Below are 18,058 nucleotides of genomic sequence, written 5' to 3' on the forward strand. Positions count from 1 at the left end.
CGCGGCCCCGCTCAGGTCGCCCAGGAAATGAAAGCCCAATGCGCCTGATCGCGTTCAAACAGGGGCGCCTCGGGGTTGTGTTGTTTCCACGCGCGCAGGCGCTCCGCTTCGGCCTCGGACAGCTTGCCCAGAAACAGCGCGACATTGCGCTGAAACCCCGCCCAGTCCGCGCGGGAATCCTCGGCGCGGTCGCGGGCGATGAAATCGACCTTCGCCAGCCGGCCCATGCGGTAGAGCAGATTGACGACATAGATGTAATCGGGCTTGTCGATCTTCGGCGCGGGCGGGCGTCCGAGCGCGTCGAGCAGGGCCGGATTGACGATGCGGCCGCTCACGGAAGCGGTGAGATAGACCCGTTTCTTGGCTTGCCGGTCGAGCTTGCGCAGCGCCGGCTCCAGATCCATCACCCCGGTCGAGCGCGACGCCACGGCGATGTCGCAGCGGGGCAGGTCGCTCCAGTCGTCCTCCCAGGCGCGCGGCGCCAGCGTGACATTGGTCGCGCCGGCCTCGGCCGCGCGGCGGCGCGCCAGATCGAGCATGGCGGGACTGTAGTCGACGCCTAAAATTGTTTTCAGCCGGGGCGCCAGGGCCACGGCCAGCGCGCCATTGCCGCAACCGACGTCGATCAGGCTGTCGCAGCCGGAAAAATCCATCCGCGCGATAAAGGCGTCGAAATAGCTGTCGCGCGCGCGCTGGCGCGCGTCAAAATCCCGCGCCCTGTCGTCCCAGAACGCCGGCGGCTTGGCGCGGGCGCCGGCGCGGGCCTGATGCGCCCGGTACATGAGGCCGAAATCCACGTCGCTGATGATGGGGAGCGCTTCGCCGCTCATGGCTCGCCTTTCCGACCCGTAACATTTGAGGTTCCCCGGCGCGCGGCTCGGCGCCGATTTCTTCATGAATTCCCTGTATCACGACAGTAGGCTGCGCGCATTGGTTGCGGCGTTTCATCGCATCGCGCGGGCCAAGGCTTCGATGGAGGCCCCGATGCAGTGTGGTCATGCGGGCGGTGAAGGCTGGTGGGGGTGCAAGGCGGACGGCGGCTGCGCGCCGATTCTCGCCGCCGCGTGCGAAAAACTCTCCGGCGAGGCCCGACAGGCCGTTGTCACGGCGCTTGACGACGAATATCGCGCCCAGGCCTTTTATCGCGCGGTGCTGCGGAAGTTTCCCCATGCGCTGCCGTTTTCGCGCTTTGTCGAGGCCGAAGCGCGCCACGCCGCCGCCCTGACCGGCATTCTCGACGCCTATGGCCTTGAGGCGCCGCCCAACGTCCATATCGACAGCGCGGAAATTTCCGCCAGCGCGCCAGCCACGCTGGCCGGCGCCTGCGAGGCTGCGGCGGCGGCGGAAATCCGCAACGACCGCCTCTACGCCGAAGTTCTGCTGCCCATGGTCGCGGCCTATCCGCTGATCGCGGCGATTTTCGAGCGGCTCATGCTGACGTCGCGCGAATGCCACCTGCCGGCCTTCCGCTGTTTCGCCGAGGCCTACCGGATGGAGCGGCCGCTGGAGGAGGCACAGGTTTAGTTTGGCGGCCCGCATTGATCGCCCCCGCGAAATAGGGCAAAACCCGAAAAAAGGGGTGCGAGCATGAACAAGGTATTGCGCGTCGGCATAGCGGGGCTGGGAACGGTGGGCGCCTCGGTCGTGCGCCTGCTGCACACGCAGGCGAGCGACCTCGCCGCCCGCACGGGCCGCGCCATCGCGGTCACCGGCGTCTCCGCCCGCGATCCCGGCCGCAATCGCGGCGTCGATCTCTCCGGCGTGGATTTCTTCGCCGATCCGGTGGCGCTGGCCCGTTCGGAAGACATCGATCTGTTCGTCGAACTGATCGGCGGCGACGAGGGCGCGGCGCGCAAGAGCGTCACCGGCGCGCTGGAAGCGGGAAAATCCGTCGTCACCGCCAACAAGGCCCTGCTCGCCAAACACGGGCTCGAACTGGCGCGTCTCGCGGAAGAGACCCATGCCGCGCTCGCCTTCGAGGGAGCGGTGGCCGGCGGCATTCCCATCGTAAAAACCTTGCGCGAGGGCCTCGCCGGCAACCGCGTCGCGCGCGTTTATGGCATCCTCAACGGCACCTGCAACTACATCTTGTCGCGGATGGAGCTGGAGGGCCTGAGTTTCGCGGAATGTCTCGCGGACGCGCAAATGCTCGGCTATGCCGAGGCCGACCCGACTTTCGACATCGGCGGCTTCGACACCGCCCACAAGCTCGCCATCCTCGCCTCGCTCGCCTTTGGCGTCAAACTCGACGCCGACACCATCGCCATCGAGGGCATCCAGCACATTTCGCTGGCCGATATCGAGGCGGCCGCGGAACTGGGCTTCCGCATAAAGCTGCTCGGCGTGGCGCAGCGCACCGGGCATGGCGTCGAGCAGCGCGTGCATCCCACCATGGTCCCGTTGTCCTCGCCGATCGCGCAGGTGATGGGCGTGACCAATGCGGTCACGGTGGACGCCGACGCGGTCAACGAACTCACCCTTGTCGGCCCCGGCGCAGGCGGCATGGCGACGGCTTCGGCTGTCGTCGCCGATATCGCCGACATCGCGCGCGGCATCCGTTCGGCCCCGTTCGGCCTGCCGGTCGCTCATCTCGTCAATGCGGAAAAGTCGCCGATGCAGCGCCACGAGGGCGGCTATTACATCCGGCTGGCGGCGCGCAACCACATTGGCGCGGCCGGGGCGATCGCGACGCGGATGGCCGAGCGCGGCATATCCCTGGAAAGCATCGTGCAGCGCCGCAAGCTTTACGGCGATTCCGGCGCGGACGACAGCGTGGTTCCCGTGGTTCTCGTCACCTATGCGACGACCGAGGCCAGCGTTCGCGACGCGCTGGCCGCCATCGTCGCCGACGGCCATATCGCGGAAAAGCCGCAAGTCATCCGCATCGAGCGGGAGTAAGGGGACGCGGTGAAATAACTGAATCGACGCCTTGGGGTTCGTCCCTTGATTTCCAACGGATATGCGGCGGTTGGGCGTCCCCTCATCCGTCTCGCGGCATCGCCGCGAGCCACCTTCTCCCGCAAGGGGAGAAGGAGAACCTCGGCGCACTTGGCGCGCTTATTTCGCGGAGTCCCCTAAAGAGCGATCCTCATCGCGCGGGAGTGAAAGCCCGTCGTCAATCGCCCCCGACATAAACCCGTTTGTGCCGCCGTCCCAGATCGGTCAGAATCTCATAGCCGATGGTGCCGGACCAGCGGCCGAGATCGTCCACTGAAATATGGTCGCCGAGCACCTCGACCCGGTCGCCGCGCTTCAGCGAAGCGGCGTCGCTGATGTCGATGATGCTCAGGTCCATCGAGATGCGCCCGACCACCGGGCACCAGGCGCCGCCGGCGAACACGTCCGCGCCAATGTCGCCACACGACGCCGAGCGCGGAAAACCGTCGGCATAGCCGAGGCCAATGGTCGCCAGCCGCCGCCGCGACGGCGCCGTCCAGCGCGCGTTATAGCCGGCGGCTTCCCCGGCGCGAATGTCGCGCACTTGCAGGATCACGGCCTCCAGCGACACCACCGGATTCATGGGATTGTCGCTGCCGGGGGTGGGATTGCCGCCGTAGAGCGCATAGCCGGGGCGGGTGAGGTCGAACACGGGGGCTTCTTCCAGAAACATGCCCGACGAATTGCACAGGCTTGCGCGCATCGGCGGAAACAACCCGCAGGCCTCCTCGAAACGCTCGATCTGCGCGCGGTTGCGCGGGGCCGAGGCATCCTCCGCCGAGACGAAATGGGTCATGATCAGCGCGGGCGTGAAGGCGTCGAGCAGGTCCAGCGCGCGCGGAAAATCCGGCTTGACGAGGCCCAGCCGGTTCATGCCGGTGTCGATGTGAACAGCCGCGTCGTATTTGCGGTTTTCCGCGCGACAGAACGCCGCCCATTCCTCCATTTCCGGCAGAGAGCCCAGCACCGGACACAGGTTTTTCCGCGCGAACAGCGCGGACGAACCCGGCGGCAGCCCGTTGAGCGCGAAAATCCGCGCTTCCGGCGCAATGTCGCGCAAAAACTCGGCCTCGGCGAGATGGGCGACAAAAAAGGTCTTGCAGCCGGCCGCCAGCAGCTTTTTCGCGGCGGGCCGCAAGCCGATCCCATAGGCGTCGGCCTTGACCACGGCCGCGCATTCCGCGCCTCTCGCGCGCCCCTTCAGCAACCGCCAGTTGTCCGCCAGCGCATCGAGATCGACGGTGAGAATCGCCTGGCTGTTTTCCCGTCCATCGGCCCTGTCGGCGGCGAGAAGGGCGAACTCAGGCATGAAAGAACCTCACAGATGCGCCGGCAGGTGGTCGTCCACGGCCAGATCGCTGAAGCGTGTATATTCGCCTTCGAAGGCGAGTTCCACCGTTCCGGTCGGTCCGTGGCGCTGTTTGCCGATAATGACCTCCGCCTTGCCGTGGGCGCGCTCCATTTCGCTCATCCAGGTCTGGAATTCCGGCGTGCCCTCGCGCGGCTGCTTGTTCTTCAGATAATATTCCTCGCGATAGACGAAAATGACCACGTCGGCGTCCTGCTCGATCGAACCGGATTCGCGCAGATCGGACAGTTGCGGCCGCTTGTCGTCGCGCGATTCCACCTGACGCGATAATTGCGACAGCGCGATGACCGGGACGTTCAGCTCCTTGGCCAGCGCCTTCAACCCGGTGGTGATCTCGGTCAGCTCCTGCACGCGATTGTCGCTGCGGTTTTTCGAGCCGGACAGCAGTTGCAGGTAATCCACCACCAGCAGATCGAGCCCGCGCTGGCGCTTCAGCCGCCGCGCCCGCGCCGTGAGCTGGGCGATGGAAATGCCGCCGGTGTGGTCGATATAGAAGGGCAGGGCCTGCATGTCGCGGGCGGCGCCGGAAATGCGGTGGAATTCGCTTTCGGTGATGTCGCCGCGCCGGATCTTGTAGCCGGGCACCTGCGCCTGTTCGGCGATGATACGGGTGGCGAGCTGTTCGGAGGACATTTCCAACGAAAAGAAGCCGCAAATCCCGCCATTGACCGTCTCGATCCGGCCGTCGTCATGGGTTTCGCCCCGGTACGCCTTGGCGACGTTGAAGGCGATATTGGTGGCGAGCGCGGTCTTGCCCATGCCGGGACGGCCGGCCACGATGATCAGATCGGAGGGCTGCAACCCGCCCATCATCCGGTCGAGATCGCGCATCCCGGTGGAGACGCCGGACAGCCCGCCCTCGCGCTCCCAGGCTTTCGCGGCCATGTCCACGGCGGCGGTCAGCGCCTCGGAAAAGCGATGGAAGCCGCCCTCGTAACGCCCGGTCTCGGCGATGGCGTAGAGCTTGCGCTCCGCTTCCTCGATCTGCGCGCGGGGCGGGGTGTCGACGTCGGCCTCGAACGCGGTGTTGACCACCTCCTCGCCGATGCGAATCAGCTCGCGGCGCACGGCGAGATCGTGGACGGCATGGCCGTAATCGGCCGCATTGATGATGGTGGTGGCTTCCGCCGCCAGCCGCGCCAGATATTGCGGCGCGGTCATGGCCCCGCCGAGGTCGAAATCGCCGACAAAGGTCTTTAAAGTCACGGGCGTGGCGAGCTTGCCGGCCCGGATCAACTGGCCGGCGATCTCATAGATGCGGCGGTGCAGTTCCTCGGCGAAATGCTCGGGTTTCAGGAAATCCGAGACGCGGTCGAAGGCGTCATTGTTGACCATGATGGCGCCGAGCAGCGCCTGTTCGGCCTCCAGATTGGCCGGCGGCGAACGGAAGGCCGGCTCGGAAGCCGCAACGAGCGCGCGATCGTAAACTTTTTCCAGCGCCGCCATTGGACAAAACCCTCCACAGGCCGAGCGGAGGGCCGCCCGGCGCGAATCGCACGATTATAATGGTGTGAGCGCCGGCTTGATCCAGCGGAGGGATGTTTTCGCACGGGCGCGGCCGAAATGGTAATTGAATCGTTAAACCCGCGCCCGCATCCCCGTCATCCACAGGCGGGCGAAATCGAGAGTCGAATCCGCTTGACCGTGTTTTACGCGCCCGCCCGTCGGCGCGCCGAATCTGATAAGCGCGCTCGGACACGTCATTGGAGGCCTACTGAGGCGGTTCCAAAAAAAACGGGGCGCAATGCGCCCCGTTTGACCTCAAGCGTAAATCACGCTTCTCACATTTCCACGTCGGGGCCGGCCTCCGCCAGCGCCGCGCCGATTTCGAGGCCGAGGTCGGCCAGCGAGTGCTCTTCGCGCACCACCGCCGATTCGCCCTTGGCCTGACGTTCCGCCTCGTCGGCCGAACGGGCGATGTTCACCTCGATGACAATGTCCACCTCGGGATGCAGATGCACCGGCACCTTGTGCAGACCGAGCGTCTTGATCGGCGTGTTGAGCGCGATCTGGTTGCGCTCGACGGTGAAGCCGCCGGCGGTCGCGGCGTCGGCGATGTCGCGCGGCGCCACGGAGCCATAAAGATGGCCGGCTTCGCCCGCCTGGCGCAGGATCGTGAACACCTGGCCGTTCAGCTTCTCGCCGACCGCCTGCGCCTCGGACTTGCGCTCGAGGTTGCGGACTTCGAGCTGGGCGCGCTGGCCGTCGAAATGCTTCTTGTTGTTTTCGGTGGCGCGCAGCGCCTTGCCGCGCGGCAGCAGGAAATTGCGGGCGTAGCCGTTTTTCACGCGCACGATTTCGCCCATCTGGCCAAGCTTGGCCACGCGTTCAAGCAGGATCACTTCCATTTGATTCTCCAGGTTCTTTTTTCTCGGTGGGTTTCGCGCGCGCCTTGCGGGCGCGAAGGGAAAAAGCGGATTCGGCCAGCCCGAACAGGACAAACAGGATAAGCAGCGGCGGCGCCGCGGTGAGGCCGACCAGCGCCACCGCATAGGCGCCCGCCAGCACCATGCCGCGCGAGCCATGGTCGCGGGTCAGGGCGTGGATGCAGGCGAGTCCCTGCAAGGCCAGCGCGAAGCCGGCGGAGGCCGCGAAGGCGCCGGCGAACACGGCGACCGGCGCGCTGTAAAAGCACAGCCCGACCGCGACGACGAAAGCCAGTCCAAGCGCGCGCGGCAAAACCGTGGTTTCCGGCAGCGGCGGCCAGTCGCGGTCGAGGCGCCCGGAAATCTCCACGGCCCGACCGGCGAGCCAGAGGTTGAAGGTCAGCAGCAGGGTCTGCGAGCCGGCCACGGCGGCCGGCAGACACAGCACGAACAGTTTCTTGGCCAGGTCGAGGTCGAAATCCGGCGCGATCTCGCGGAGCTTGCGCAGCGCCTTGTCGATGCCGGGGCCATATTCCCCGAGGGACGATCGAACGGCGGCGTCAAAACCGCCTTCGCTCCAGATCAGCCCGCCGGTGAGCGCCCAGGCGACCAAGGTCGAAAGCGCCACCGCGCCGGCGAGCAGCAGGCCGGGCGACGGCCAAAGCGGCGGGGCGGCGAGATCGGGATCCTTGCGCCAGCTCCAGCGGGCGAGCAGGCCGAGCGCCGAGCCGGGCAGGGCGAAGCCGAGAAAGAAGCCGACGCCGAGCAGCGGCTCGCCGGCCTGGCTCAGGAACAGCGCGCCAGCGGCGGCGCCCGCGACCGCCGCGCCCGCCGAAAAGCCGAGGGCGCCGATCAGTTGCGGCAAAACGCAGACATAGGCCAGCGCGATGGCCAGCCCCGTCCCCCGCGTCGAGGCGGCGAACAGCAGAGCGCTGGAAAGTCCGGCGCCAAAGCCGACCAGGCGGTCGGACCAGTCTATCGGGGGCTTGTTGTCGTTCATATGCCTGTCGCTGTCCCGGTTTACGCCGGTTAGAGGCGGGTCAAGGCCCGCCCCAGCTTGGTTCGGACGCGGGGACTCCGCGCCCGAAGGGCTTAAATTACACGATCACGTAGGGCAGCATGCCCAGGAAGCGCGCGCGCTTGATGGCCTGCGCCAGTTCGCGTTGCTTCTTGGCCGAAACGGCGGTGATGCGCGAGGGCACGATCTTGCCGCGCTCGGAAATGTAGCGCGACAGCAGACGTGTGTCCTTGTAGTCGATCTTCGGCGCGTTGGGGCCGGAGAACGGGCAGGTCTTGCGGCGGCGGAAGAAGGGCCGGCGGGCGCCGGCGGCAGCGGTGGTCATCAGAAGGCTCCTTCGGCGCTGTCTTCACGGCGGGGACGCGGGGGGCGCGAGCCGGGCATGCGGGGGCCGCGATCCGGACGGTCGCCGCGATCGCCGCGATCATCGTCGTCGCGCTTGCGCAGCATGGCGGACGGGCCGTCTTCCAGCGCCTCGACGCGGATGGTCAGGTGGCGCAGCACGTCTTCGTTGATCGACCACTGGCGCTCGGCCTCGGCCAAAGCCGCCGCCGGAGCGTCGACGTTGATCAGGGTGAAATGGGCCTTGCGGTTCTTCTTGATGCGATAGGCCAGGGACTTGACGCCCCAATATTCGACCTTGCCGACCGTGCCGCCGAGGCCGGCGACGATCGTCTTGAACTGCTCGGTGAGGGTCTCGACCTGCTGGGCCGTGAGATCCTGGCGAGCAAGGTAAATGTGCTCGTAGAGAGCCATGAAGCTTGCCTTTCTGTGAGCGCCGCGCCCGATGGCGAGCGGCGTTCGTCTTTCCGGCGCGGAGCCCTTCGAGCCCGGAGAAGGCCCGACGGATCTTTATCGAAGGCGGGAACACGGGAAGACGGTTTGACCCGGAAAAAGTCGAAACCTGCGCAAAACCTTCCGTTCAGCCCCCGGCCGGAGGACGAAGCGGCGCTTATAGGGGAAAGGCGGAAAATTGCAAGCGCGGATCGCATTGCGAGTCCGCCGACGAGGCGACTCGCCCACGCGCGAACCGCTCCGGCAGGCGAAGGCACTGTCCGCACGGGTTGGCTCCGATCAAACGGGTTCCGCGAAAGCGCTTCGCAATCCGGGCGCGAATCGTGCCTCAAAGCGGCATGTCCATAAATTGTGATGGAGAAACATGGAGTTCCCTGGAGTGGGTTCTGCGTCTCCTATGGTAACGCTCAAGTCGTCGCCTCTGACGTGCGGGGAATACGCTGAGGCGTGAAAGCAACAGTGGTCATAATAGCGAACGCTCGTTGGTAAGAGCGCTTGCGGACGTTCTGTGTATTGGATTAACTCGGTCATTGGATGCAACAAGGTCGCATTCTCATACTCGTTGATAGGAAAAGGTTTCCAGCCATGCGCAATATCCTTCTCTCGACGGTCGCGCTGAGCGCGATGGTCGGTTCGGCCCTGGCCGCCGACCTCCCCTCGTCAAAAGCCCCGCCCGTCTATGTGGCGCCGGCGCCCATCTTCAGCTGGACCGGCTTGTACATCGGTGTCGAAGGCGGCGGCGATTTCCGCCAGTACAAGGACCGCTTGGGCGCCGTCACGATCGACAAGGACGCCGGCCTCATCGGTGGCGTGATCGGCTATAACTGGCAGACCGGCGGCTATTTCGGCATCAACAACCTCGTGCTCGGCCTCGAAGGCGATGCGGCGGCGGTGCTCGGCGGCAGCAAGGCCTTCACGACAAACGGCAATCCGATCGTCAACGACACCTTCAATTCCAACTATGCCGCCGCCATTCGCGGCCGCATCGGTATCCCGGCCTGGGATCGCGCGTTGCTCTACGTCGCGGGCGGCGTCGCGTTCGGCGACGCCAAGGTGCGCACGACCGTGGGCTCCGTCACCAACGACCGCGTGGGCTACACCATTGGCGCCGGCGTCGATTACGCCTTCACCCCCAACTGGATCGCCCGCCTCGAATATCGCTACGTCGATCTCGGCAGGGAGAATTATACCAACGTCGACTTCGGCGGCAGAGACCGCCTCGAAGTCACCTCGCACCAGGTGCTGGGCGCCCTGATCTACAAGTTCGGCGCGCCGGAAACCGCGGTCGTCGCCAAATACTGAAGACTTCCGCTTGCCCTTGCCCGCGCTCCGGCGAGGGCGAGGGCGTCACGCCGCCATCGACCGGCCCGTTCTCCCCTTGGCTGATCGACGCGGTCGCCATCCGTTCCTGACCGATGGCGCAAAGGTTCGGCGACCGGCATGATGCCCGCCGGCGCCGGCATAAGCGAAGCGCACAGACTTCAACCCGACCCTCGCGGCCGGGTTTTTTCATCCGGCTTGCCGGCTTTCGCCCGCGGCCCCCGGCGCGCGCGGCGCGCCATGGGATCGACCAGGGAGTCGGCCATCTCCTTCAGCAAGATCAAGCCGATCTCGTCCGCCGGCGCCGGCTGGCTGAAATAATAGCCCTGCGCCCCGGACACGCCCAAGGCGCGCAGGGCTTGCAACTGTTCGGCGGTTTCGACCCCCTCGGCCACCACGGTCATGTTCAGGTCGGCGCCGATGGCGTTGACGGCGCGGATGATGCTCACCGCCTTGGAATTGCGCGGCAAGGTCACGTCGCGGACGAAACTCTGGTCCACCTTGACCTTGTCGAAGGTGAAATCGTTGAGATAGCTCAGCGAGGAATAGCCGGTTCCGAAATCGTCGAGCGCGATATGGACGCCGAGCGCGTGCAGCCGGTTGAGCTTTGTCATCACCTCGGCGTGATTGCCGACCAGGATGGATTCGGTGATTTCCAGCTCCAGGCGCTCGGCCGGCAGCCCGGTGCGCGCCAACGCCTCGCGCACGGTAGCCTCAAGGTCGCCGCGATCGAACTGCGCCGCCGAGAGATTGACGGCGATGCGCACATGCGCGGGCCAGTTCAGCGCGTCGCGGCAGGCGCGGTCGAGCGCGTAGGCGCCGATCTCGACAATGACGCCGGTCTCTTCGGCGATGGGAATGAATTCCGCCGGCGAGACCACGCCGAAGCCCGGATGGGTCCAGCGCAACAGGGCCTCCACCGCCGTCGCGCGCCCATCCTTCAGGGCGACGATCGGTTGATAGGCCAGCGAAAGCTCGGCGTTGGCCAGCGCGTCGCGCAGGGCGACGCCGAGCTGGCGGCGGCGGCGCACCGCCAGCGCCATGTCCTCGACGAAGAACTTGACGGCGCCGCGCCCGGAGGCCTTGGCGTCGTAAAGCGCCATGTCCGCCGCCTTGAGCAGGGAGGTGGCGTCGTGGTCGTGGGCGTCTTCGGGAAAGATCGCCGCGCCGGCGCTGGCGCCGATGCGGACGCTCTTGCCCTCGATTTCGTAGGGCGCGCTGACGGCGCGGACCACGCAGGCGCCGATCTTGGCGACGGTGGCGCGCCGCGCGGCTTCGAGCAGGATGACGAATTCGTCGCCGCCGAATCGTGCGACGAAGCCCCGCGCGCCGATCACGTCGCGCATGCGCGCGGCGGCCTCCGCCAGCAGCAGGTCGCCGACATGATGGCCATAGGCGTCGTTGACCTCCTTGAAACGGTCGAGATCGACCGACAGCAGGCTGAAGCCGTCGCCGCCGGCCGCCGCGCCAATGGTCCGGTCGAGCATTTCGCCCAGATACGCCCGGTTGGGCAGGCCGGTGACCGGATCGAACCGCGCCATGCGCTGAATATTCTGTTCGGCCTCGTGCTCGGCGGTGACGTCGGCGACGGTGATCACCGAGCCCTCCGCCATGGGCTGGCGGGAAAAGGCCAGGATGCGCCCGTCGACCAGGCGCCATTGGTCCTCGGAGCTTCCCGCGCCCGCGAAAAATTCGGCGAGCGCGGCCGGCGCCGTGTCGCCGATCACCCGTGGCGCGACATAGGTCTCGATCAGCGCCTCGACCGGCAGATCGACGGCGGCGGCCGGGAGGCCGAACAAGTCGGAAAAAATCTGGTTGGCCACGAGCACCCGGCCGTCGCGGTCGAGCATCACCAGCCCGCGCGCCATATTGTTCAGCGCGGTGTCGAACCTTTCCGCGACATCCTCGGCGGCGCGGCGCGCCAGCAGCATGGAGACCATGGTGCCGTGCAGGGAGCGCGTGGTGTCGCGCAAATGCCGCATCAGGGCCAGGCTCATCAGGATGGCGAACCAGGAGATGGCGCCGCCGTTGGCCGCCATGGCCGCGCAAAAGCTGCTGATGATCACGCCCGACTGGAGCGCGACGGCGCGCGGAGAGCCGCAGGCGCGTCCGGGCGCGCTGACGAGAAAGATCAAGCCGGCCGCGACGACGATCTGTCGGAACGGCTCGCCGCCGGGCAGGACCAGCACGAACCCTTGCACCAGGGCGAGCGTCACGGCGAACGGGCCGGTGGCGGCGATATAGCGTCGCTCGCTGGCCTGGACCTCCTCCGTGCTCGAGAGCGGCGCCGCCGCGTCCCTGATGCGGCGCCAGCAGGAGATTTCGACGGCGATCCGCAAAACGCTCGCCGCGAGGAGAAGCGCGCTGCTCGCCTTGATGGCGACGGCGTCGGCGCACAGCATCATGAAGAGGCCGAGCAGGGCGTAGGCGAGGACATTGGCGCCATTGCGCGCGGCGGATTCGAACAGCGAGACGATCAACGCCCGATAGACGGGCAGGGGCATGTCGCGGTCCGGCGCGGCGCTGCTGGAAAATCTGAACAAAGCCATCATGCCGGACCCGAGAGTTGATCGTTCCGCCATCGGCGGGGCGCTGAACTTCTGACATGAAGCGAGAAAAGGCCGGAGGACCCCCGGCGCGGCGCCGGTCGTCATGACCGCGCGCCGCGTGACAAAAGATTCTGTGCGCGAGGGATGAAAATTGCGTGTACGGCGGGGTTGGTCGCGCATTCGGTCAAAAAGCCGCGCCGCCCGCGCCTTGACAGGCGCCATTACCGGCGTCAAATGCCCGCGTTCCTGATTAACGGCTTTGGAGAGTCGTCGATGTCCGTCGCATTCGTCTTCCCCGGCCAAGGGTCCCAGGCCATCGGCATGGGCAAGGCCTTGTTCGAGGCTTATCCCGCCTCGCGCGCTGTTTTTGAAGAGGTTGACGACGCATTGGGCGAAAAACTCTCCGCCCTGATGTTTCAAGGCGACGCCGCGCAATTGCAACTGACCGCCAACGCACAGCCGGCGCTGATGGCGGTGAGCCTCGCCGCCTTGCGCGCGCTGGAAAGCGAAAAGGGCGTGAACCTCGCCCGCGACGCCAAATATGTCGCGGGACATTCGCTCGGCGAATATTCGGCTTTGGCCGCGGCCAGCGCGCTCAACATCGCCGACGCCGCCCGCCTGCTGCGCCTGCGCGGTTCGGCCATGCAGAAGGCGGTTCCGGTGGGCGAGGGCGCCATGGCGGCGCTGCTCGGCGCCACGCCGGAACAGGCCGAAAAGATCGCGGCCGAGGCGGCGGCGGCCTCCGGCGGCCTGTGCCAGCTCGCCAATGACAATGGCGGCGGCCAGATCGTGGTCTCCGGCGCGAAACTCGCGGTGGAGGCGGCGATCGAGATCGCCCGGGCCAACGGAATCAAGCGCGCCATGCTGCTGCCGGTGTCCGCCCCGTTCCATTGCGCGTTGATGCAGCCGGCGGCGGAAGCCATGCGGGCGGCGCTGGCCGAGACGGTCATCAACAAGCCGGTGGTCGAGGTCGTGGCCAATGTCACGGCGGCGCCGGTGTCCGATCCCGAGGAAATCAAGAAACTGCTGGTGGCCCAGGTCTGCGGCGCGGTGCGCTGGCGCGAATGCATGGGTTTCATGCACAAGGCGGGTGTGGACCTGTTCGTGGAAGTCGGCGCGGGCAAGGTTTTGGCCGGTCTGGTCAAGCGCACGGCGGAGGGCGCGCGTTCGCTCAATGTTAGCGCGCCGGTTGAGGTCGAGAATTTCAGCCTTTCCGAGGCTTGAGGAGAGTTTCTTATGTTTGACTTGAACAATCGGGTCGCTCTGGTCACCGGCGCCAGCGGCGGCCTCGGCGCGGCGATCGCCCGCGCGCTGCACAAGCAAGGGGCGAAAGTCGTGCTGTCGGGCACCCGTCGCGAGGCGCTGGACGCGCTGGCCGCCGAGTTGGGCGCGGGCGCCTTCGTCGTCCCCTGCAATCTTTCCGACAGCGCCAGCGTGGAAAAACTGATCCCCGAGGCCGAGGCGGCGGCGGGTCCGATCGACATTCTGGTGAACAACGCCGGGGTGACGCGCGACGGCCTGTTCATGCGCATGAAGGACGACGACTGGTCGACCGTCCTCACCGTCAACCTCGAATCGGCCTTCCGCCTGTGCCGCGCGGCGGTCAAGGGCATGATGAAGCGCCGCTTCGGCCGCATCATCAACATCACCTCGGTGGTCGGCGTCACCGGCAACCCCGGACAGGCCAATTACTGCGCCTCGAAAGCCGGGCTGATCGGCATGAGCAAGGCGCTGGCCGCCGAGATCGCCGCGCGCGGCATCACCGTCAATTGCGTGGCGCCCGGCTTCATCGCCAGCCCGATGACGGATGTCCTCAACGACAAGCATAAGGAGTCGATCCTCGGAGCGATTCCCAAGGGCGAAATGGGCAAGGGCGACGACATCGCCTCGGCCTGCGTCTATCTGGCGAGCGAGGAGGCCGGCTACGTCACCGGCCAGACGCTGCATGTCAACGGCGGAATGGCCATGATTTGAAAGAGTTGCGCCGCAGCCGTCGCTGCGGCGTCAAACGGGGGAAGGGGCCTCGCAATCCGAGCGGAAGTATGTTAGCAAGCCTCGGTTTGTGCGTTCCAGCGTGAAACAGCGTCCAGCCGCCAAAACTGTTCGGCCGCCCGCGAATCGCGTCCAAGAACCCGTCCGTCCCCGCGCCTGGCTTGATTACCCGGCGCGACCCAAGCCAAAGAGTAAACAGGGAAGCTAAAAATGAGCGATGTCGCCGAGCGCGTGAAAAAGATTGTCATCGAACACCTCGGCGTTGACGCCGACAAGGTGATCGACAGCGCCAATTTCATCGACGACCTGGGCGCGGACTCGCTCGACACCGTCGAACTGGTCATGGCCTTCGAGGAAGAATTCGGCGTGGAAATTCCCGACGAATCGGCCGAGGGCATCGTGACCGTCGGCGATGCGGTGAAGTTCCTGGAAAAGGCCACCGCCAAAGCCTGACGGGCAAGGCCTGAGCGGCAAGGCCCTGATTGGGTTGACGCCTCGCTAAGGTACAACTCGCGCGCGACGGCCGAACCGCTCGCGCGCGAATGGCGTCCGACGCCGCTTTCGCCTGCGCTGTGACGCGGCGGATCAGAGATTCCGAGGGAGCAATGCGCAGGGTCGTCGTTACGGGATTGGGCATGGTTTCGCCGCTGGCCTGCGGCGTGGAGCAAAGCTGGAAGCGCCTGCTGGCCGGCGAGAGCGGCGCCGCCAGGATCGAGGGGTTCGAGGCCTCCGATCTTGCGTGCCAGGTGGCGATGCAGGTGCCGCGCCCAGGCCGGGCCAAGGCCAACTCGGACGCGTTCAACGCCGACGAGTGGATGGAGCCCAAGGAACAGCGCAAGGTCGATGATTTCATCATCTTCGGCGTCGCCGCCGCCCGCCAGGCGTTGAAAGACGCCGACTGGGCGCCGAAAACCTATCAGGACCAGATCGAGACCGGCGTGCTGATCGGCTCCGGCATCGGCGGCCTGGGCGGCATCAACGAGACCTCGCTGCTGTTGCAGGAGAAGGGCCCGCGCCGCGTGTCGCCGTTCTTCGTGCCTGGACGCCTGATCAATCTGATCGGCGGCCATGTCTCGATCGAACATCAGTTGAAAGGCCCGAATCACGCCGTCGTCACGGCCTGCTCGACCGGCACCCACGCCATCGGCGACGCCGCGCGCCTGATCATGCTCGGCGACGCCGAGGTGATGGTGGCGGGCGGCGCCGAATCGGCGCTCAACCGCATCGGCATCGCCGGGTTCTGCGCCTGCAAGGCTCTGGCCACCGCCTTCAACGACAATCCCACGGCGGCCTCGCGCCCCTATGACCGCGACCGCGACGGTTTCGTCATGGGCGAGGGCGCCGGCTGCGTGGTGCTGGAGGAAATGGAGCACGCCCAGCGGCGCGGCGCGCGGATTTACGCCGAAGTCATCGGCTACGGCATGTCCGGCGACGCCTATCACATCACCGCCCCGGCGGAAGACGGCGACGGCGCCTATCGCTGCATGCGGGCCGCCCTGAAGCGCGCGGGACTCACCCCCGCCGACATCGATTATGTCAACGCCCACGGCACCTCGACCATGGCCGACGGCATCGAGTTGCGCGCGGTCGAGCGCGTGGTCGGCGAAGCCGCCGCCACCATTTCCATGTCCTCGACCAAGAGTTCGGTCGGCCATTTGCTCGGCGCGGCCGGCGCGGTGGAGGCGATTTTCTCCGTTCTGGCGATCCGCGACCAGATAGCGCCGGCGACGCTCAATCTCGACAATCCCGCGTTCGAGACGGCGATCGACCTCGTGCCGCACACGCCGCGCAAGCGCAAGATCGACGTCGCCCTGTCGAACAGCTTCGGCTTCGGCGGCACAAACGCCTCGCTGGTGTTGAGACGTTTCGAAGGTTGAGACGTCCCCTCGTTTTCGCCACATTAACCATTGACTGTGCTAAGCTGCCGGCCAAATGGTCGGTAGCAGTGGTGATGGTTCGGAATGAGCGAAAACGTTGAACCCACGGGCGAGGATAAGCCGGCCGACGACAGCTTCGGCCCGGTCTCGCGCCGCTCGAGTCAGGATTCCGCCGCGCGCCGCATCGCGCGGGGTTCGAGCGCAACGCCAGGCTCCAATGCGGCAAGGCCCGACAGCGCCCCGCCGCCGCCGAGGAAGAAGAAGCGCTCCGGCATGCTGGCGGCGATTTCCGGGGTGATGACCTTCCTGCTGGTCGCCGCCGTGATCGCCGGACTGGGCGTGGTGATGGCCAGCCGCGGCGCGCGGTCGCCGGGGCCGCTTACGGCGGACCGGGTGGTGGTGATCCCGCAAGGCGCCGACGCCGACGAGATCTCGCAGATCCTGGTCGACCAGGGCGTGATCGACAGCCGGCTGTCCTTCGCCATCGTGCTGTCGATCGAGGGCCTGCGCGGCAAGCTCAAGGCCGGCGAATACCTGTTCAGGCAGGGCGGTTCGCTCCAGGAGGCCATCGACGCCATCGTGCAGGGCCGCGCCATCCTGCACACGCTGACCATTCCCGAGGGCCTGACCAGCCAGCAGATCGTCGACAAGGTGCGCGGCGACGACTCGCTGGCCGGCGACATCCGCGAAATTCCGCGCGAGGGCGCGCTGCTGCCGGAAACCTACAAGTTCCAGCGCGGCGACACCCGCGACAAATTGTTGCAGAAGATGGCGCGCGACCACAAGGCGCTGGTGGAGGAGATCTGGCGGCGCCGCAATTCCGACCTGCCGCTGACTTCGCCGACCGACATGGTGACGCTGGCCTCGATCGTCGAAAAGGAGACGGGACGCGCCGACGAGCGCCCGCGCGTGGCCTCGGTCTTCCTCAACCGCCTGCGCAAGCACATGCGGCTGCAATCGGACCCGACCGTGGTCTATGGCCTCGTCGCCGGGCAGGGGCCGCTCGGCCGCACGCTGACCCGCGACGACCTCGAATCGCGCACGCCCTACAACACCTACGTCATCGACGGCCTGCCGCCCGGCCCGATCGCCAATCCCGGCCGCGCGGCGCTGGAGGCGGTCGCCAATCCCTCGCGCACGGCCGACCTTTACTTCGTCGCCGACGGAACCGGCGGCCATGTCTTCGCCGAGACGCTCGACGTCCACAACAAGAACGTGCAGCGCTGGCGGCAGTTGGACCCGAACCACAAGCGCGACGAGCGCGGCGAAATTTATCGCTCGCCCTATGGCGCTCCGGCGACCGGCCTGGCGGACACGCGCCTGCCGGCGCCCAGCCTGCGCCGCGAGGCGGCCGCGCTGGCCCGTCTGGCGCCCGGCTTGCCGAACGCGCCGCCCGCGCCCCGGCGCGTTGGCGAACTCGCCTTGGCGCATGGCGTGGCGCCGCGCATCGAATCCGGCGATGACAGCTACGCCGACGCCCAGATGGGCGGCGTCACCAAGGCGGAAAACCTGCTCGACGGGCCGGCGGAGGAACTCAGCTCGGCTGGCGCCGCGTCCCGGCGCACCGCGGCCAATCTGCTTGACGGAGCGGCCGAACCGGTTGACGGCTCCATGGCGTTTTCGCCGGCGCCGCAGGCCGGCGCCATGGCGCCCAATGGCAAGCCGCGCGTCTACGACGCCTCCGCCGGCACGGCGCTCGACCCGCTGCTCGACAAGAGCTGGGATCTCAACAGCGCCAAGACGGTGGACACCAGTTCGCCGTTCGGCAAGGCCGGGAAATAAACCCTCGGGCATAATAAAAGGGTTTGCTGGACGCGGCGGGTTTATTTCGCCGC

At 66.7% G+C, this 18,058-nt stretch carries 16 protein-coding genes; 8 read left to right on the forward strand and 8 right to left on the reverse strand.

Going from position 1 to position 18,058, the window contains the following annotated elements; translation table 11 throughout:
* Window positions 1-11: 11 nt before the first annotated feature.
* On the reverse strand, window positions 12-830 hold the full coding sequence (locus CCR94_RS05645; protein WP_158254639.1) for a class I SAM-dependent methyltransferase: 819 nt from the start codon (window positions 828-830) through the stop codon (window positions 12-14).
* Between the two features lie 64 nt (window positions 831-894).
* Between CCR94_RS05645 and CCR94_RS05650 the strand changes: the two genes are divergently transcribed.
* Both CCR94_RS05650 and CCR94_RS05655 read left to right on the forward strand, forming a co-directional pair.
* Complete coding sequence (locus tag CCR94_RS05650; protein WP_104506906.1) at window positions 895-1,524, forward strand: ferritin family protein; 630 nt, start codon at window positions 895-897, stop codon at window positions 1,522-1,524.
* 63 nt (window positions 1,525-1,587) lie between these two features.
* Window positions 1,588-2,898: a homoserine dehydrogenase gene (locus CCR94_RS05655; RefSeq protein WP_104506907.1), complete on the forward strand. Its 1,311-nt coding sequence runs from the start codon at window positions 1,588-1,590 to the stop codon at window positions 2,896-2,898.
* Between the two features lie 217 nt (window positions 2,899-3,115).
* On the opposite strand, the gene alr is transcribed toward CCR94_RS05655, so the two are convergent.
* The 6 genes from alr to rpsF form a co-directional block, all read right to left on the reverse strand.
* Complete coding sequence (gene alr, locus CCR94_RS05660; protein ID WP_104506908.1) at window positions 3,116-4,246, reverse strand: alanine racemase; 1,131 nt, start codon at window positions 4,244-4,246, stop codon at window positions 3,116-3,118.
* 9 nt (window positions 4,247-4,255) lie between these two features.
* The gene (locus CCR94_RS05665) at window positions 4,256-5,752 is read right to left on the reverse strand and encodes a replicative DNA helicase (RefSeq protein ID WP_104506909.1); all 1,497 of its coding nucleotides are present in this window, start codon (window positions 5,750-5,752) and stop codon (window positions 4,256-4,258) included.
* Between the two features lie 335 nt (window positions 5,753-6,087).
* A complete protein-coding gene (rplI, locus tag CCR94_RS05670; RefSeq protein WP_104506910.1) occupies window positions 6,088-6,654 on the reverse strand; it encodes a 50S ribosomal protein L9 in 567 nt (188 codons plus the stop codon).
* The gene (locus CCR94_RS05675) at window positions 6,635-7,672 is read right to left on the reverse strand and encodes a hypothetical protein (protein ID WP_104506911.1); all 1,038 of its coding nucleotides are present in this window, start codon (window positions 7,670-7,672) and stop codon (window positions 6,635-6,637) included. Before CCR94_RS05675 ends, rplI begins: the two co-directional genes overlap by 20 nt.
* Window positions 7,673-7,769: 97 nt before the next feature.
* On the reverse strand, window positions 7,770-8,015 hold the full coding sequence (gene rpsR / locus CCR94_RS05680; RefSeq protein ID WP_104506912.1) for a 30S ribosomal protein S18: 246 nt from the start codon (window positions 8,013-8,015) through the stop codon (window positions 7,770-7,772).
* Complete coding sequence (gene rpsF, locus CCR94_RS05685; RefSeq protein WP_104506913.1) at window positions 8,015-8,446, reverse strand: 30S ribosomal protein S6; 432 nt, start codon at window positions 8,444-8,446, stop codon at window positions 8,015-8,017. The genes rpsR and rpsF overlap by 1 nt, the downstream gene beginning before the upstream one ends.
* A gap of 624 nt (window positions 8,447-9,070) precedes the next feature.
* On the opposite strand from rpsF, the gene CCR94_RS05690 reads away from it, so the two are divergent.
* Window positions 9,071-9,787, forward strand: a complete 717-nt coding sequence (locus tag CCR94_RS05690) for an outer membrane protein (RefSeq protein WP_158254640.1) — start codon at window positions 9,071-9,073, stop codon at window positions 9,785-9,787.
* A 179-nt stretch (window positions 9,788-9,966) separates the two neighbouring features.
* Here CCR94_RS05690 and CCR94_RS05695 read toward each other — a convergent pair whose 3' ends face one another.
* The gene (locus tag CCR94_RS05695) at window positions 9,967-12,309 is read right to left on the reverse strand and encodes a putative bifunctional diguanylate cyclase/phosphodiesterase (protein WP_158254641.1); all 2,343 of its coding nucleotides are present in this window, start codon (window positions 12,307-12,309) and stop codon (window positions 9,967-9,969) included.
* 318 nt (window positions 12,310-12,627) lie between these two features.
* Between CCR94_RS05695 and fabD the strand changes: the two genes are divergently transcribed.
* The 5 genes from fabD (at window position 12,628) to mltG (ending at window position 18,005) form a co-directional block, all read left to right on the forward strand.
* A complete protein-coding gene (gene fabD, locus CCR94_RS05700; RefSeq protein WP_104506916.1) occupies window positions 12,628-13,578 on the forward strand; it encodes an ACP S-malonyltransferase in 951 nt (316 codons plus the stop codon).
* A 12-nt stretch (window positions 13,579-13,590) separates the two neighbouring features.
* A complete protein-coding gene (gene fabG / locus CCR94_RS05705) occupies window positions 13,591-14,328 on the forward strand; it encodes a 3-oxoacyl-[acyl-carrier-protein] reductase (protein WP_104506917.1) in 738 nt (245 codons plus the stop codon).
* A gap of 228 nt (window positions 14,329-14,556) precedes the next feature.
* The gene (locus tag CCR94_RS05710) at window positions 14,557-14,799 is read left to right on the forward strand and encodes an acyl carrier protein (protein WP_104506918.1); all 243 of its coding nucleotides are present in this window, start codon (window positions 14,557-14,559) and stop codon (window positions 14,797-14,799) included.
* A 152-nt stretch (window positions 14,800-14,951) separates the two neighbouring features.
* Window positions 14,952-16,223, forward strand: coding sequence for a beta-ketoacyl-ACP synthase II (gene fabF / locus CCR94_RS05715; protein WP_104506929.1), 1,272 nt, complete (start codon window positions 14,952-14,954; stop codon window positions 16,221-16,223).
* 84 nt (window positions 16,224-16,307) lie between these two features.
* Window positions 16,308-18,005, forward strand: coding sequence for an endolytic transglycosylase MltG (gene mltG / locus CCR94_RS05720; RefSeq protein WP_244593952.1), 1,698 nt, complete (start codon window positions 16,308-16,310; stop codon window positions 18,003-18,005).
* Window positions 18,006-18,058: the final 53 nt, after the last annotated feature.

Origin of the sequence: Rhodoblastus sphagnicola, assembly GCF_002937075.1 — a bacterium.
GTDB lineage: Bacteria > Pseudomonadota > Alphaproteobacteria > Rhizobiales > Beijerinckiaceae > Rhodoblastus > Rhodoblastus sphagnicola.